Source organism: Mucilaginibacter lappiensis (genome assembly GCF_900155965.1).
GTDB lineage: Bacteria > Bacteroidota > Bacteroidia > Sphingobacteriales > Sphingobacteriaceae > Mucilaginibacter > Mucilaginibacter lappiensis.
Window position 1 is genome coordinate 22,116 of sequence record NZ_FTMG01000012.1, and the last position, 16,643, is coordinate 38,758.

Annotated in this window: 9 protein-coding genes; 8 read left to right on the top strand and 1 reads right to left on the bottom strand. The window is 45.1% G+C overall.

The features are described 5' to 3' along the window. Window positions 1-662 precede the first annotated feature (662 nt). The 6 genes from BW976_RS20020 (at window position 663) to BW976_RS20045 (ending at window position 12,401) form a co-directional block, all read left to right on the top strand. Entirely contained in the window at window positions 663-3,833 is a 3,171-nt protein-coding gene (locus BW976_RS20020) for a SusC/RagA family TonB-linked outer membrane protein (protein WP_084192282.1), read from the top strand. Between the two features lie 12 nt (window positions 3,834-3,845). Continuing rightward, window positions 3,846-5,771: a RagB/SusD family nutrient uptake outer membrane protein gene (locus tag BW976_RS20025; RefSeq protein WP_076375788.1), complete on the top strand. Its 1,926-nt coding sequence runs from the start codon at window positions 3,846-3,848 to the stop codon at window positions 5,769-5,771. A 90-nt stretch (window positions 5,772-5,861) separates the two neighbouring features. Continuing rightward, window positions 5,862-6,611, top strand: coding sequence for a DUF3823 domain-containing protein (locus BW976_RS20030; RefSeq protein ID WP_076375790.1), 750 nt, complete (start codon window positions 5,862-5,864; stop codon window positions 6,609-6,611). A 69-nt stretch (window positions 6,612-6,680) separates the two neighbouring features. Then, entirely contained in the window at window positions 6,681-8,846 is a 2,166-nt protein-coding gene (locus BW976_RS20035; protein WP_076375792.1) for a hypothetical protein, read from the top strand. Between the two features lie 43 nt (window positions 8,847-8,889). After that, window positions 8,890-9,909 (top strand): hypothetical protein, encoded by a 1,020-nt coding sequence (locus BW976_RS20040; protein ID WP_217696284.1) that lies wholly within the window; start codon window positions 8,890-8,892, stop codon window positions 9,907-9,909. A 212-nt stretch (window positions 9,910-10,121) separates the two neighbouring features. Then, a complete protein-coding gene (locus BW976_RS20045) occupies window positions 10,122-12,401 on the top strand; it encodes a GH92 family glycosyl hydrolase (protein ID WP_076375794.1) in 2,280 nt (759 codons plus the stop codon). A 156-nt stretch (window positions 12,402-12,557) separates the two neighbouring features. Here BW976_RS20045 and BW976_RS20050 read toward each other — a convergent pair whose 3' ends face one another. Next, the gene (locus BW976_RS20050; protein ID WP_076375796.1) at window positions 12,558-13,874 is read right to left on the bottom strand and encodes an amino acid permease; all 1,317 of its coding nucleotides are present in this window, start codon (window positions 13,872-13,874) and stop codon (window positions 12,558-12,560) included. 163 nt (window positions 13,875-14,037) lie between these two features. On the opposite strand from BW976_RS20050, the gene BW976_RS20055 reads away from it, so the two are divergent. Together BW976_RS20055 and BW976_RS20060 are read left to right on the top strand one after the other, a co-directional pair. Continuing rightward, window positions 14,038-14,763 (top strand): hypothetical protein, encoded by a 726-nt coding sequence (locus tag BW976_RS20055; RefSeq protein ID WP_139332362.1) that lies wholly within the window; start codon window positions 14,038-14,040, stop codon window positions 14,761-14,763. 128 nt (window positions 14,764-14,891) lie between these two features. Continuing rightward, the gene (locus BW976_RS20060) at window positions 14,892-16,640 is read left to right on the top strand and encodes a PQQ-dependent sugar dehydrogenase (RefSeq protein ID WP_076375800.1); all 1,749 of its coding nucleotides are present in this window, start codon (window positions 14,892-14,894) and stop codon (window positions 16,638-16,640) included. Window positions 16,641-16,643: the final 3 nt, after the last annotated feature.

Genomic DNA, 16,643 nt, shown 5'->3' on the forward strand with positions numbered 1-16,643 from the left:
ATTGTTCTTCCCCGTTCATTAGGTTTTCCCCGTCAGCAGAACAGCTTCGGGCGAAAGCGGGCAGAACAATGGTGGGCTGTGCGGTTGCGGGGCATAGCAAGTTTTTGCTGAAGTGTAAGGAAATGTGGGAACGAAGTGGAGCAAAATAATTGCAGCCCTGGTTTTGCCCGGTTTGCGGGGCAAAGGCCTTGTGCAGCAAAGATGCATTTCTGCTGAAAGCCTTTATTCGCACTTATTTATTTTTATTGGAGCTCATTATCTCGCTTCGCTCGGTCTGGTTACTTTGTGGCTACAAAGTAACTGGCCCTCCCGCGGCCAAGAGCGGGTCTGCGATAGACATACAGAAGAAGATCCTTCTCTCCGCTCAGGATGGGAGGATATAGCTACGAGATTGCTTCGTCGTTCCTCCTTGCAATGACATATTGGTGAGCGCTTAGAATAGATCCTGAAACAAGTTCAGGATGACCTGTAGAGTTATTTCACTATGGTTAATGAAATTTTAGCCATGTTAACCCGTTTATTAACCCATCTTTTAATACCACCGGGTATATAATTGTTGCGCCAAATGAACGCTTAGTGCCAATGTGCAGGTTTAACCAGCCTGTTTATACCAAACATTCATTTGGGCAAATTATTATAAACCATTTTAATCAATTTAATTTATGAAGGAAATTTTTACCTATTATGGTGGGTGCCATGGTATCCATTATCCGGCAAAATTTAAAGGGGTGATACGGCATGGTATCATGGCCCTTTTGTTTTTGCTTGTATGCTCGGTGGCTATGGCCCAAACCAATCGTACCGGTACGGTTGTGGACGAAACCGGACAGGGGCTGCCCGGTGTAAGCGTAAAGATCAAGGGTACAACCATTGGTACCGTTACCAGTGTTGATGGCAAGTTTACCCTCAGCGTTTCAAACGACCAAACCCTGGCATTTACGTTTGTGGGTTACGCTTCGCAGGAGGTTGCCATTGGCAGCCAAACGAGCATCAAAGTGTCCATGGTATCCAATGCCACCAATGTGAACGAGGTAGTGGTAGTAGGTTACGGTACGCAGAAAAAAGCAACCGTAACCGGGTCTATCGCATCGGTTACCAACAAGGAGATCGTAACTACCAAAAACGAGAACGTGCTGAACATGCTTACCGGTAAAGTAGCTGGTTTACGCATCGTACAAAATTCATCGGAACCGGGCTCATTCGATAATGCTTTTGATATCCGTGGCTTTGGCAATCCGCTGGTGATTATTGACGGTGTACCTCGTGATAACATTTCCCGCTTAGATCCCAATGATATTGAAAGTATCTCGGTGCTGAAAGATGCCTCGGCTGCTATTTATGGTGTACGCGCGGCAAACGGTGTGGTAATCGTGACCACCAAAAAAGGAAAAAAAGGTACTGTAGAATTGAATTACTCCGGCACTTACGGCTGGCAAATACCATCGTACATGCCAAAACCCGTGGGTGCTGTTGATTACATGACACTAGTTAATGAGCAATTACTGCATAACGTAAACGGCGGGCAGGTTAAATATACCGATGCCGACTTTGCCGCTTATCGGAGCGGGGCTAAAAAGAGCACCGACTGGTATAGCCCGGTTTTTGCCAACAGCGCCCCCCAGCAGCAGCATAACCTGAATGCCATAGGCGGTACCGATAACAGCAGCTATTTTGTGAGTATGGGTATTACCGATCAGGACGGCTTTTTTAAGAGCGGTGATCTGAACTATAAAAGGTATAACCTGCGCTCGAACTTGACCACCAAAGTCAATAAAAACCTCACTATTGATGTAAACCTGAGCGGAACCCTGGAGCAAAAGAACCAGCCTTACCAGGATGCCGCCTGGATCATCCGGTCGTTCTGGCGCCAGATACCTACACAAAGCATTTATGCCAATAATAACCCTGCTTACCTGGCCAATGGCGAGGTTGACGGATCAAACCCGGTAGCCATGGCCGATGCCGATATTGATGGTTATAAACAAATCAACAATAAGTGGCTGCAATCGTCAGTTTCTGCAACCTACAATGTACCGTTTGTACAGGGACTGAGCGCTAAAGGTTTGTATAATTACGACTATTACATGTCGAGCAATAAACTATACCAAAGGTCATACAACCAGTATACTTATGATGCCAATTCCCAAACGTATAGCGCTATAGCCAATCAAACACCGGGTTCATTAACCAGGCAGTTTTACGAAAAGCCCACCAGCTTAATGCAATTATCATTAAACTATAACCGCGCTTTTAAGGGTGGGCATAATATTACTGCTTTAGCGCTTTATGAAGAGAGCGAGCAAAAAGGGGATAATTTTAACGCGCAACGCCAGCTGTCGTTACCGGTTGATCAGTTAGGGGCTGGTAATGCGTTAAACCAAACAGCCACTGTAGATAATAATTACCCTTATGATTATATCACCAAATCATTTGTGGGCAGGGTGAACTACGATTACAAAGGAAAATACCTGGCCGAATTCAGTTTCAGGGATGATGGCAGCTCCAAAAATTCCCCGCTTAAACGCTGGGGCTTTTTCCCGGGTGCATCAGTAGGATGGCGGGTATCTCAGGAAGATTTTTGGAAAAAGTCAAAAGCGCTGTCGTTTATTGATGATCTTAAGATCCGTTTATCATATGCCAAATTGGGTGATGATGCAGGCTTAAATGCTTATCAGTACTTGAGCGGTTATAACTATCCGGCAAATGGCGATAATAATCAAACGCCTCCGGGCTCGGTGTTTGACGGCACTTTTGTAAATGGGGCGCAAAGCCGGGGTATTCCAAATCCTTATATTTTTTGGTATGTAGCTAAAACCTACAATGCAGGTATCGACCTGCAGGCCTGGAACGGCTTACTGGGTTTAACCGTTGACGCCTTCAGGCGCGACAGGAGCGGCTTACTGGATACCCGCGCCGATAATTTACCAGGTGTAGTAGGGGCCGGTTTGCCACAGGAAAACCTGAACAGCGATCGTGCGCAAGGGTTCGATATCGAACTGAATCACCGTTACCATATAGGCAGCTTTAATTATTTTGTAAAAGGAACCTTTGGTTATACCCGTACCCAATGGATCAGCAAGGTACATTCGGAGTATGGCAACTCCCAACTTAACTGGCATAATAATAACGATAACCGCTACAGCAATATTTTCTGGGGATATGGCTCAAACGGGCAATTTCAGAATTATCAGCAGATATTGAACAGCCCGCAGTTTGTATCACGTAATGCGGTGGTGGGCGATTATATTCTGCAAGATTGGAACGGCGACGGCGTGATCAATGATCAGGACGTACACCCTATTGCGCAAAATGTAAGTAATAACAACTATAGCGTACCATCAACCACGTTTGGCTTAACGCTGGGCGGTTCATATAAGGGGTTTGACATCAGCACCGTATGGCAGGGTGCTACCGGTATCAACGTGTCTTATATCGAACAGCTCAACATCCCGCTTTGGGGTGGGGGCAGCGCGCTGGCCATGTTTATGGATAGGTATCACCCAACCGACCCTAAGGCCGACCCTTACGACCCTAACACCGTATGGACACCGGGCACCTTTGCCCTTACCGGTACCACGGCCGATGTTAACTCGCTTTCCAATATCCACAGCGCGGCTTATGTAAGGCTAAAATCGGCCGAATTGGGTTACAGTATTACACCGGCCGTGGCCAAAAGATTAGGTATCAAAGGAGCACGAATCTTTGTAAATGGTTACAATGTGCTAACCATCACCAATTTAAAATACCTTGATCCGGAACACCCATCGGCCAATTACGGCTATTTATACCCATTAGATAAAATATTCTCCGTTGGTGTAAATGTTAAATTATAATCCATACAGATCATGAAAAAATACACATATATCATATTTGCTGTTTTGTTTTGCTGGGTATCGGCATGCAAAAAGCTCGATACACCACCACCAAGCATTGTTCAAGACGCTGACATTTTCTCGAATAGTGCCGGTATACAAGCCTATATGGCCCGCATGTATGCCGAACTGCCCATTGAGGATTTCAGATATTCGCCGGCACGGGGTTTAAACTTTTTCTGGATCATCAGTCCGTTCAGTGCCGTGAGCGGCGAGGCTTTGAGCCGCGACCAAAATGGCGCCATGCAGGAGAACCTAACTTTTGATAGCAGACCTACTACCTGGTCGCTTTGTTATACACTTATTAGGGATGCCAACTATTTTTCGGAAACGCTGCCTAAATACGCGTCGAACTATACACCCGCACAAATCAGTGCCTGGCTGGGTGAAGCCCGGTTTTTGCGCGCTGCCACTTACTTTGCACTGGTAAAACGCTACGGCGGTGTACCCATTGTTGATAAAGTGTTGCAATATCCGCAGCAGAGTATCGACGAATTAAAAATTCCACGATCATCAGAAGAAAAAGTTTATGATTTTATCTCGACTGATCTGGATTACGCTTATACCAATATGGGCGAGAGCAACCAGGTAGGCCGGGCCAATAAATACGTAGCTGCCGGTTTTAAATCACGTGCTATGTTGTACGCAGGCTCCATCGCCAAATACAATAACATTAACCTTACCGATGGTGGCGGCAACAGGCTTTGCGGTATACCGGCTGCTAAAGCGGTTACTTATTTTAAAGCCGCTTATGATGCCGCTGTATTGCTGGATGGTAAATACAGTTTGTATAAAAAAGCATGGGCAGCCGGCGATAAAAACGCGCAGTATCAGAATTATGTGAACCTATTTTTTGATGCCACCAGTCCGGAGAATGTGTTTGTGCGCCAATATCACTACCCCGAATCGGTGCATGGATATGATGCTTATAATGTACCACGCCAACTGATGGGCGCAAACGGATATTCTTCTGAAATTAATCCTACGCTAAATTTTGTGGAGATGTTTGATGGCATCCCTAAAAATGCCGATGGTACTATTAAAACCACAACCGGTGGTAAATATGACCTGTACACCAATACCATGGATCTGTTTGCCAATGCCGAACCAAGGCTGCGGGCGACAGTTATTTTACCTGGCGATGCGTTTAAAGGGGTGAACATTGAGATACGCCGTGGTATTTACACCGGCAGTTCAGCAGGCGGTATCAGTCCGCTTTTACCAGCCGGTTCAACTGCGCATTACCCTACAGATCATATCATACAATCGGCAAATGCCAACCAAACTCCCTACACTCTACCTAATGGAACAACCATGAACCCAGCCGGTTTAAGCGGTTATTTTACCGGCGACGGAACCTGCTCGGTATCAGGCTTCTCTATCCGCAAAAACCTGGTGCCTGATAAGCCAACATCCGAAGTGCTGGAAAACCGGTCTGACCAAACCTGGCTGGAGATGCGTTATGCCGAAGTACTGTTAAACCGCGCTGAAGCGGCAGTGGAGCTGAATGCTTTAGGGCAAAACGACAAAAGCTACTTGCAGGATGCGTTTACCGCCATTAACCAGATCCGCGATAGGGCAGGCGCCAACCTACTGCTGAGCCCGGCTGACTTGGGCGATATTAATGTGGTACGCACTGAGCGGAAAAAAGAGCTGGGCTTTGAAAACAAAACCTGGTGGGATCTGCGTCGCTGGAGGGTGATAGATAAGGAACAGAACAGTACCATTTACCGTACCCTGATGCCGTTTTACTCGGCTAACGACGGTAAGTACTTTTTCGATGCCCGTTTAGATGAGCGCAACAGCCGCTATACTTTTGATGTGCGCTGGTACTATGAGCAAATTCCGCAAGGCGAGATACAGAAGAGTCAGAATTTAATTCAAAATCCGGGTTATTAATTTTAAGAGAGATGACCATCATGAGCTGCCGCTAAAAACAAAACGAATAGCTCATGATAGCTTCATTACCATTAAAAACAAATTATTCCAATGAAAACTATATTTTATAGCATAGCATTAAGTGTACTGGTTGCCGCAGGCAGCTCATGCAGCAAGGTTGATAATTATGCCGCACCCGATGTAACTTTAAAAGGTGTGGTGACTGATGCCGCTACCGGTAAAAGTGTACAAACCGAGCAGGGCTCGGGCACCAGGATCAAATTATTGGAGATAAGCTGGAGTAGTAATCCTACACCTTTTTATATATCCTCGTTTCAGGATGGTACTTATACTAATACCAAACTGTTTGCTGGTAAAAATGTGATTTCGGCCGAAGGACCTTTTGTGCCGATGGTACAGGTGGATAATAACGGCAAAATCATTGTAGATAAAAGCCGGACAGTTGACGTGAAAGGGGTAACTACGGTTAACTTTTCGGTTGATCCATTTTTGAGGATCGATTGGGTTGGCGACCCGGTTCTGAACGCAGATGGCACCATAACCACCAGCTTTAAAATTACCCGTGGCACCAGCGATCCCAACTTTCAGCAGGATGTAAGCGACGTGGCCGTGTTTGTTAACTCAAACAAATATGTGGGTAATAATAATTATGATAACCGTTATACACCAACACTTAGCGGATCGAATGCCAGCAGTTCGGTAGGGAAAACGGTTAGTTTAACTACCATTGGTGGCCCCTTACCGGGCAAACGCGAATACTTTATCAGGGTAGCCGCCAGGATAGCCTATGGCTTAAATTATTATAATTATACCGACGTTAAAGTAGTAACCGTTCCTTAAATTTTATCATATAGTGAAGCAGAAGGACATCAGTCCTTCTGCCTATTTTAGTAGTACAAATTATATCTAATGAAAAATATTCTATTTTCCTGTTGCCTTGTAGCATGGTCATTTGCGGGTTATGCGCAAAAACTGCCGGAGAAAACGGCCTTCCAGACCAGCAGTCCCTGGATTCCTGAGATCGACGTACGGTCAGACATTGCCATTGTTTATGGCGCTAATGATCGTCCGGGTTTAACCTTTGAACAGCGGGTACAATCATGGCGCGACCACGGTTACCAGGTAAATTTTATGACCGGCATAGCCTGGGGCGACTATAAAGATTATTTTTTAGGAAAATGGGATGGCAAAAACCACCTGGGTGTAGGCCAGGTAACTATGAAAGGTGATACCATCTTCCACGGCCACAATATGCCTTATATAGTGCCCGATGCTTCGTTTATAGAGTACATGAAAACCGCGGTGGTAAAAAAAGTGATCAACGCGGGTATCACTACCCTGTTTTTAGAAGAACCAGAGTTTTGGGCGCGTGCGGGTTACAGCGCGGGTTTTAAAGAGCAATGGCAAAAATATTATGGCTTCCCCTGGAAACCGCAGGATGCTTCGGCCGAGAATACTTACTTGTCTAGCAAATTAAAATATCACCTGTATTTTGAAACCATAAAAGAAGTATCCAACTACGCTAAGGCTTATGGCAAAAGCAAGGGATTGAATATTAAAGTATTTATAGCTACACACTCGCTGGTGAATTATTCGTCGTGGCAAATTGTGAGTCCGGAAGCCAGCCTGGCTTCGCTGCCGGGTATTGATGGCTACATTGCGCAGGTATGGACAGGGACTGCACGCGAACCTACATTTTTTAATGGTCAGCGTAAAGAGCGGGTGTTCGAGAATGCTTTCCTGGAGTATGGTTCGGTAGTTTCTATGACCGCGCCAACCGGTCGTAAAGTATTTTTCCTGACCGACCCGATTGAAGACTGGCCGCGCGACTGGAGCGATTACAAACGCAATTACCAGGCTACCTTCACCGCCAAACTATTATATCCCATGGTTGCCGATTATGAGGTGATGCCATGGCCCGAACGTATCTACACCCATCCATACAAAGTAGCTGGTACTGATCAAAAGACGCTTATTCCGCAGTTTTATTCTACCCAGATGCAGATCATGGTGAACGCCTTGAACAGTATGCCGGTATCCGCCAACAAAGTATCGGGTGTAAACGGTATTGGAGTGTTGATGAGTAATACGCTGATGTTTCAGCGTTTCCCAACGCATAATGGTTTTGAAGATCCACAGTTCTCTAATTTTTACGGGCAAACCCTGCCTTTACTAAAACGTGGCGTACCGGTACAAACCGTGCACATGGAAAACCTGGAGTACCCGGCATCGCTAAAAAATATTAAAGTATTAGTGATGAGTTATTCCAACATGAAACCGGTATCGGCAGCAGTGCATACTTATCTGGCTAACTGGGTAAGGCAAGGTGGTGTTTTAATTTATTGCGGCAGGGATGATGATCCATATCAAACAGTAATGGAGTGGTGGGATACCAAGGGTAACAAATTTACCGCGCCATCGCAGCATTTGTTTAAGCTGCTCAACATTAATCCAACGGGTGATGATCAGCAATTTAGGGTCGGCAAAGGCGCAGTTTACGTATTAAGGCAGAATCCTAAAGAGTATGTGCTGGAAGCCGGGAAAGATGATAACTACATTAGCACCGTAAAACAAGCCTATGAGGAAAAAGCCAAAGCAGGCGAGCTCACCTTTAAAAACAGTCTGTACCTGGAACGCGGCCCTTATGATGTGGTATCCGTAATGGACGAAAACCCCGACAGCAAACCCTACACTATCAAAGGCCCAGTGATCGATCTGTTTGATCCGCAATTGCCGGTGTTGAATGAGAAAGTAGTGAACCCGGGCGAGCAATCCTTATTATATGTGGTGAACCGAGTACCTAACAAAAAACTACCACAGGTGCTGGCATCGGCATCAAGAATTTATGACGAAAACAGGCAGGATAACGATTATTCTTTTGTAGCCAAAAGCCCGGCAAAAACATTAAACAGTGTACGTGTGCTGTTACCCGCGCAACCCAAAGAAACCAAGGTGACCGATAGCACAGGCCAGAATATCAGCGATGTGAAAACATCCTGGGATGCATCGTCAAACACTCTTTACCTGGGTTTTGGCAATAGTCCGGATGGTATTAAGGTTGATTTGAAATGGTAGAGAAGAAATTAACCAATTATCTATTAACCAAAATTAACCACCTATGAAAACACACACCATGATGATTAAAAGCATGCTCGTGCTGCTGATATTGGCTTCCTGCCAAAAGAACAACAATACCGCGGCCAACAAACAAAAAGACAGCGTACAGAAAGTAGCCGCGGCCCCGCCATCTGATGCACCAAGAGCCGCCCTGCGCAGCATTATTGAAAACGTAACCACCGCCGACGGTAAAATTTACAACGCTACCGACAACACCGGCAAAACCATGGATTGCCTCAAGATCATTGCCAACCCATCGGGCGGGTACATAGGTGTGTACCATACCATGATCAACGGCACATTCAAAACTAATGTGGCTTCATCAACCGATCTGCTGCACTGGACCTGGATCCGCGAACTGGCAGGCAGCAACACCGGTGGGGCATCACAACCTACCATTGCCGCTACTTCAACCGGCGGTTTTGTAATGGTTTGGGAACAAGAACCTAACAACCACTTAAAATTCAGCTATTTTAACAGCTGGACCGATCTGCAGAACGGTGCCGTGGCTAAAACCTTTGAGGCTCCGCATACTTTATCAACCTGTGCAGAGGGTACGCCGAATATTTATTCGGCCAGCAGTACTTCTGTTGATGTGGGTTTTCATTACTGGTCCAATTGCGATGTTGATCGCCAGGCACGCGGTACTACCACCTGGTCGAGCTGGAATGCCAGTGCGCAACCGCAAATTGATAATGCCATTTTATATTGGGGTGTTAAGGGTAATATCGGCGACCGGGACGGCTACCTGAGTTTTCAGAATTTTAACTTTGGTTTAATTGAAGGCCAGGGTACTAAAGGGGATTTCGGTACCTGGCGCTGTTACCTGTATGACTACCAAACAGGTAATGCCGATAAGCTGAACATCCATACCGATGGCGGTAGCCAGGCATTTGCAAACCCAACTATTACAGCCTTAACAGTTGGTGGTAAAGCGGCATTGGTCATCACCCAATTTATCCCTTCACAGCTATCTGCAAGCGGGGAAGCCGGAGAATTGATCTATTATAAAAAACTATAAGTCAGTAGTGTTTAATAGTTTGTAATCAAATTTTATACAGTACTTGTTTTGGCGGGTACTGTATAAAATCTTTTACCGGGGTTAACACATGGTATATAAGCTTCTAAACCTTATCAAAAAATATCACCGTATCACAATAAAGTATTGAATTCTGCCGTATATTGCATAGCTTGATTAAACGATTTAGCAGAAGCCCCCTCTAAAAATTAATAATGAAAAAATTATTCCTTTTGGCGTTTGCCCTTTTACCAATAGCAACTATTGCACAGCAAACCACTCCACCTGTTACTCCTGTTGATTATATTAACCCTTTAATGGGGACGGCATCCAAGCCTTCGCTTTCAAACGGTAACACCTATCCATCTATCGCAGTGCCCTGGGGCATGAATTTCTGGACACCACAATCCGGTAAAATGGGCGACGGCTGGCAATACACCTACGATGCCGATAAAATACGGGGTTTTAAACAAACCCATCAACCATCGCCATGGATGAATGACTATGGTATGTTTTCCATCCTCCCCGAAACCGGTAAACTTAAACTGAACGAAGAGCAGCGTGCCAGCTGGTTTTCGCACAAAGCCGAGATTGCCAAACCCTATTATTATAGTGTATACCTGGCCGACTATGACGTAACTACCGAACTTACACCAACAGAACGCGCTGCCAATTTCAGGTTCACCTTCCCCAAAAGCGACAGTTCACACATCGTAATAGATGCCTTTGATAAAGGTTCATACGTGAAAATTATCCCCGGCGAACAAAAGATCATCGGCTATAGCACTAAAAACAGCGGTGCCGTGCCTGCCAATTTTAAAAACTACTTTGTTATTTATATAGATAAACCTTTTGAGCTGGCTTCAACCTGGCACAACTGGCAAACAGATGGCTCGCTGGAGTATACCGGCGATCATGCGGGTGCGGTTATCAGCTTTAAAACCAAAAAAGGCGAACAGGTACACCTGCGCGTAGCATCATCCTATATCAGCACCGAACAGGCCGAATTGAACCTGAAACGCGAACTGGGCATCGATAGTTTTGATGTTACCTGCCAAAAAGCAAAAGCTGTATGGAACAAAACCTTGAGTCGTTTAACACCAGAAGGCGGTACTATCGACCAAACCCGTACTTTTTATTCCAGTCTTTACCGCATGCTTTTCTTTCCTAACCGCATGTATGAAGTTGACGCTAAAGGGCAAACCGTGCATTACAGTCCTATCAACGGTAAGGTATTGCCGGGCTACTATTTCGCGGGTACGGGTTTTTGGGATACTTTCAGGGCACTATACCCATTCCTCAACCTGGTTTATCCATCTATAAATAAAGAAATGCAGGAAGGCCTGGTTAATTCCTATAAAGAAGGGGGCTGGCTGCCCGAGTGGTCGAGCCCGGGATATGCCGATTGTATGATCGGTAACAACTCCGCATCGGTAGTCGCCGAAGCTTATTTGAAAGGTCTGCGCGGATATGATATCAATTCACTGTATGAAGCATTAAAACATGGCGCCAATAACGAAGGTCCGAATGCAACCGGTCGTCGGGGAGTAGAGTATTACAACAGCCTAGGTTATGTACCTTATGATGTAAAGATTAACGAAAACGCCGCCCGCACACTTGAGTACGCCTATGACGATTTTGCTATATATAAATTAGGCAAAGCCCTGGGTAAGCCAGCGTCTGAAACCGATATTTATAAAAAACGCAGCCAAAACTATCGCAATCTGTTTGATCCTTCAACCAAACTGATGCGTGGTAAAAATAAAGATGGTTCGTTCCAAACACCATTCAATCCTTTCAAATGGGGCGATGCCTTTACAGAGGGCAACAGCTGGCATTATACCTGGGGCGTTTTTCATGATATACAAGGCCTGATTAACCTGGTAGGCGGTAAACCGCAGTTTGTGGCCAAGCTGGATTCTGTATTTACGCTGCCACCTGTTTTTGACGACAGTTATTATGGTGGAGTAATCCACGAAATCCGCGAAATGCAGATAGCCGATATGGGCCAGTATGCGCATGGCAACCAGCCTATACAGCACATGATATACCTGTACAATTATGCCGGCGAGCCCTGGAAAACCCAATACTGGGCTCGCGAAACCATGAACAAATTGTACAAAGCTACCCCGGATGGCTACTGCGGCGATGAGGATAACGGACAAACATCGGCCTGGTACGTGTTTTCGGCCATGGGCTTTTACCCGGTAACCCCAGCCAGCGATCAGTATGTTTTAGGCGCGCCGCTATTTAAAAAGTTTACCCTAAAGCTGGAGAATGGTAAAACCATAACCATCAATGCGCCCAAAAACAATGCTGATAATAAATATGTAAACAGCTTAACCGTAAACGGCAAACCATATGATTTTAACTGGCTAAGTCACAAAGCTTTACTAAACGGAGCCGAACTGAACTTTGATATGTCTGCCACACCTAATAAACAACGCGGTATTAAAGCCGATGATGTACCTTACTCTATGTCGAACGAGAAGTAATAAGTACATCAATTTGTCATCCTGAACGGAGTGAAGGATCTATTAGGCGATCTGTATATAGAAAAAGATCCTTCGCTATCACTCAGGATGACAACTTTTCTAAGTAATCCCTTCTTTCCGCCACAGGCGAAGCCAGGGTGAGTCGCTGCCAACTCCTCAGTCCCTACTATTCTTCTTATAAGCCAGCCATACATAAAACGGTATGCCACCCATCAGCAGTAAAAAACCATAGTAAACGGCTTCTTTACCCGTACCGGCAATGGTCCACAAGGCATAACCAAAAGCTAAAATAGCCAGTATCACTGCGCCTGTTAAACCATCTACTTGTTTTTGTTTTACCCGGATAATGAGGTATGACGCTGCCGAAAGCAGGTAAGGGATCAATATAGATAACAGGGATAACAGCAGTAAAAAACGAAATTGCTCTACTAGTCCCTTGGTATAGTTCATGCTCATAAAAAGCGATACCATCACGCTGCTTACCAAAATGCCCACATAAGGCACACCCTTTTTATTCTTGCGGGTAAAGGCGGCGGGGAATAATTTATCGCTGGCAATGGCAAAAGGCATTTGGCCTTGTAGCAATGTCCAGCCGTTGAGCGAGCCAAAGGCGGCAATAGCTATACCGGCACTCACCCAGTAACGGGCATTGCTGCCATATATCACTACGGCGGCATCGGCAAATGGAGTAACCGAATGTTTTAAAGCCTCCGCCGGGATAATCCCGATCACGCTAAAGCTGCTCAGGATATAAACTAATGTCGCGATCAACAAGCCCAGTAAAGTAGCCCTGGGAATGGTTTTTTCGGGATTGGCTACGCTGCCGGCAGGTACCGTGGCGCTTTCAATGCCAATAAAGGCAAACATGGTCATGGTAGCCGTAGCGGTTAAGGCGCCGTATATAGTTGTACCACTACCATTAAAAGGCGAAAAGTTTTTGGCTTGTATAAAAAACAGGCCGCCGATGGCCACCAGTATCAACGGGGTTACCTTTAATATAGTGGTAACCAGCTGAACCTTGCCTCCGGTTACCACGCCGCGAGTATTAATATAGGTAAGCAGCCATATGGTACATAAGCCTGTAGCTATGGCAGTGATTGCACTGGAAGCCAGCACCGGGAAAAAGGTACTCAGCGCGCTTACAAATGATATGGTGATGGCCGCATTAGCGCAGGCTACAGCCAGGTAATAACCCCAGGCCACCAGAAAACCGGCAAAATCACCCAGGCCGTTGCGAGTATACGCATAAGGGCCACCCGTAGCGTGCGGCAACAACTTGCTCAGATTACTGAAAACCTTGGCCAAAAAGTAGGAGCCTATAGCCGAAAATACCCAACCCAATAAGCCGATACTGCCATAGGAGGCCATAGCTGCCGGCATTAAAAATACGCCAGCGCCTATCATATTACCAACCACCAGGGAGGTACTGGTCCATAAACCTAATTTATTTTTTTCGGAGGATGATGCAGGCATAGCTGTCAATAATTTTTTGCAAAGATAAGATAGCATATTTATTTGCACTATTCTTCAAAAATGGATAGATGGATCAGAATAAGTATTATCAGTATATAGTAGTTGTTAAAATAAGTTAAAATTGAATTAATAGTCAAGTAGTTGCACTAATTTTATGAAGCCGATGAATCCTAAAATCCTGATATTGTTTTTCATTATTTATTTAACGCCATTGAGTGGGGTTAAAGGGCAGGTGGCTAAGATACAAAAGGGGTTGATACTTAAAAGTGGTACTGCTGCCAGATTAGGAGATGTGCAGGTTTTAAATAAGCGCAGCCATGTCGCCCTCAGGTCTAACACAGTAGGCACATTCGGTATCGTGGCTTTACCGGGTGATACCCTGCAATTTTCAAGTGCTAATTACTTAACCGGGGAATTGGTTGTAACTGATTTTGCCGATAAACTCATCTATCTGCAACCTGTTATTGAATTGGCCGAAGTAGTGATCAGAGAGAACTCCCTTGTTAAAGAGCTCCGGGAAACCCAGATGGGATACCGGAAAAAGAGTGTTTTTTATACCGGCACACCACATTATTACTACCTGTTTTTAAAACCGATGACCTTTATATATGAAAATTTTAAGAGCGAGGTTAAGCAGGCCCGGAGATTTAACCGCTTTGCCAAACAGGAGTTAACCGTTTATGAAATCACCAAACGCTTTAATGATTCATTGATAAAAAAGGTTGTTCCTGTTAAAGCCAATGAAATTGACGATTTCAGGGTGGATTATGCACCTACCTTACAACGGTTGAATACCATGAGCGATTATGACCTCATCAATTATATCAGAGATAGTTATGAGGATTATAAAAAGAAAAGCGCTGATAAAAGGACACCTCATCAGCTGTGATATTTATATCCCTGCTATTTTATCCTGATCCAATAAAAAACACATCATTATTTAAACATTTATAGCGTAAGATCCGTTGTAGCTGCATACATCTATTGTTTTGATACATCAACCTTTCAACCTCTCCAATGAAAAACCGCGCCATTTTATTTTTGACGGCTATTGCCGCGTTTTTTATCATCAGTTTTACCATTACCGGGAATAAGGATACTTTACCAGTTGCTGATAAAAATAACGGAGGCTTGTTTTTACCAGGTCATTTCAGGGCTGTAGTGGTAGTGGATAGCCTGGCAGGGCGCGCCCGCCATCTGGCTGTTAATGATAATGGCGATGTATATGTAAAGCTCCGTTTTCCTGACTCTATAGGCGGGAATGTGGCATTGAGAGATACCAATCATGATGGTAAAGCGGATATCATCCAAAAATTCGCGAATTATGAAGATAAGGGGAGTTATGGCACAGCTATGCGTATCCATAAGGGGTATCTTTATTTCAGTTCGGAAATCAATGTATACCGGGTGAAACTTAATCCAAATTCCCTGGTGCCCGATGGTAAATTGGAGCTGATTGTGCATGATTCCCACGGCGAACACGAGCATGATGCCAAGCCTTTAGCGTTTGATAATAAGGGGCATATATATGTAGCTTTCGGTGCGCCTTCCAATGCCTGCCAGGAACAAAACAGGGTTCCCGGATCTATGGGTATTGAAGGTTGCCCGCTGCTGAAAGAAAATGGTGGTATCTGGCGTTTCGATGAAGACAAGCCCAATCAGTTGCAGGCTGATGGTATGCGTTATGCTACCGGACTGCGCAGCATTGTGGCCATGGATTGGAACACAGCCGAGAACTGTTTATACGTAGTGGCGCATGGGCGCGATGATCTGCGCCTGCAATTTCCTAAATTATTTACCCCATGGGAAAGCGCTGTATCACCTGCTGAAGAGTTTTTAAAAATTAAGGAGGGTACGGATGCTGGCTGGCCATACTATTATTATGACCCTATTAAAAAGAAGAAACTTTTAAACCCTGAATATGGCGGGGATGGTAAAAAAGTGGGAGATGGCGCCAAATACGCTCAGCCTATTATGGCTTTCCCGGCTCACTGGGCGCCGAATGATCTGTTGTTTTATACAGGTAACCAGTTCCCTGCAAGGTATAAAAACGGGGCATTTATAGCGTTTCATGGTTCTACCAACAGATCGCCTTATCCGCAGGCGGGTTTCTTTATTTGCTTTGTGCCTTTTAAAGGAGGAAAACCTGCTGGTCCTTGGGAGATTTTTGCCGATGGATTTGCGGGCCATACCACGATAGTGAGTGTGAGCGATGCGATTTACCGTCCGATGGGGGTATCGCAAGGGCCAGATGGCTCCTTATATGTAAGTGAAACGGAGAAGGGGAAGGTATGGCGCATATTTTATCAGGGCGACAAAACCAAATTCACAACAGCGCAGTTAGCGAAGATGGAATTACGGAAAAAACTACCAAGCTTTAAAACCCCCGACGTAATGCGCAATAACCTGATGAGTGGTATGCTGACCGGGGGCGCTAAACTGTATGCTACCTATTGTACTAACTGCCATCAGAAAAATTGTAAAGGCGATGGTAATCTTTTTCCGCCGCTTGCCGGGTCTGAATGGGTTACCGGGGGCAAATACATGGAAAAGGAAACGGCCATCCGGGTACTGCTTAATGGTTTGGAAGGCCCGGTTAAGGTTAAAAATGTACCTTATAATAGTGTAATGCCCAAGCATAATTTTCTGACTGATGATCAGATAGCCCAAGTATTAACCTATATCCGCAATAATTTCGGGAACAATAGTAGCCTGGTTACCGCATTAGAAGTAAAAAAAGTACGTGCAAGTTTGAAAGTAAAATAATGA

Bases quoted from the DNA above. Each gene is read 5' to 3' on its own strand.
- BW976_RS20035 (WP_076375792.1), top strand. From the start codon at position 6,681: ATGAAAAATATTCTATTTTCCTGTTGCCTTGTAGCATGGTCATTTGCG.
- BW976_RS20055 (WP_139332362.1), top strand. From the start codon at position 14,038: ATGAATCCTAAAATCCTGATATTGTTTTTCATTATTTATTTAACGCCA.
- BW976_RS20045 (WP_076375794.1), top strand. From the start codon at position 10,122: ATGAAAAAATTATTCCTTTTGGCGTTTGCCCTTTTACCAATAGCAACT.
- BW976_RS20025 (WP_076375788.1), top strand. From the start codon at position 3,846: ATGAAAAAATACACATATATCATATTTGCTGTTTTGTTTTGCTGGGTA.
- BW976_RS20030 (WP_076375790.1), top strand. From the start codon at position 5,862: ATGAAAACTATATTTTATAGCATAGCATTAAGTGTACTGGTTGCCGCA.
- BW976_RS20060 (WP_076375800.1), top strand. From the start codon at position 14,892: ATGAAAAACCGCGCCATTTTATTTTTGACGGCTATTGCCGCGTTTTTT.
- BW976_RS20040 (WP_217696284.1), top strand. From the start codon at position 8,890: ATGAAAACACACACCATGATGATTAAAAGCATGCTCGTGCTGCTGATA.
- BW976_RS20050 (WP_076375796.1), bottom strand. From the start codon at position 13,874: ATGCCTGCATCATCCTCCGAAAAAAATAAATTAGGTTTATGGACCAGT.
- BW976_RS20020 (WP_084192282.1), top strand. From the start codon at position 663: ATGAAGGAAATTTTTACCTATTATGGTGGGTGCCATGGTATCCATTAT.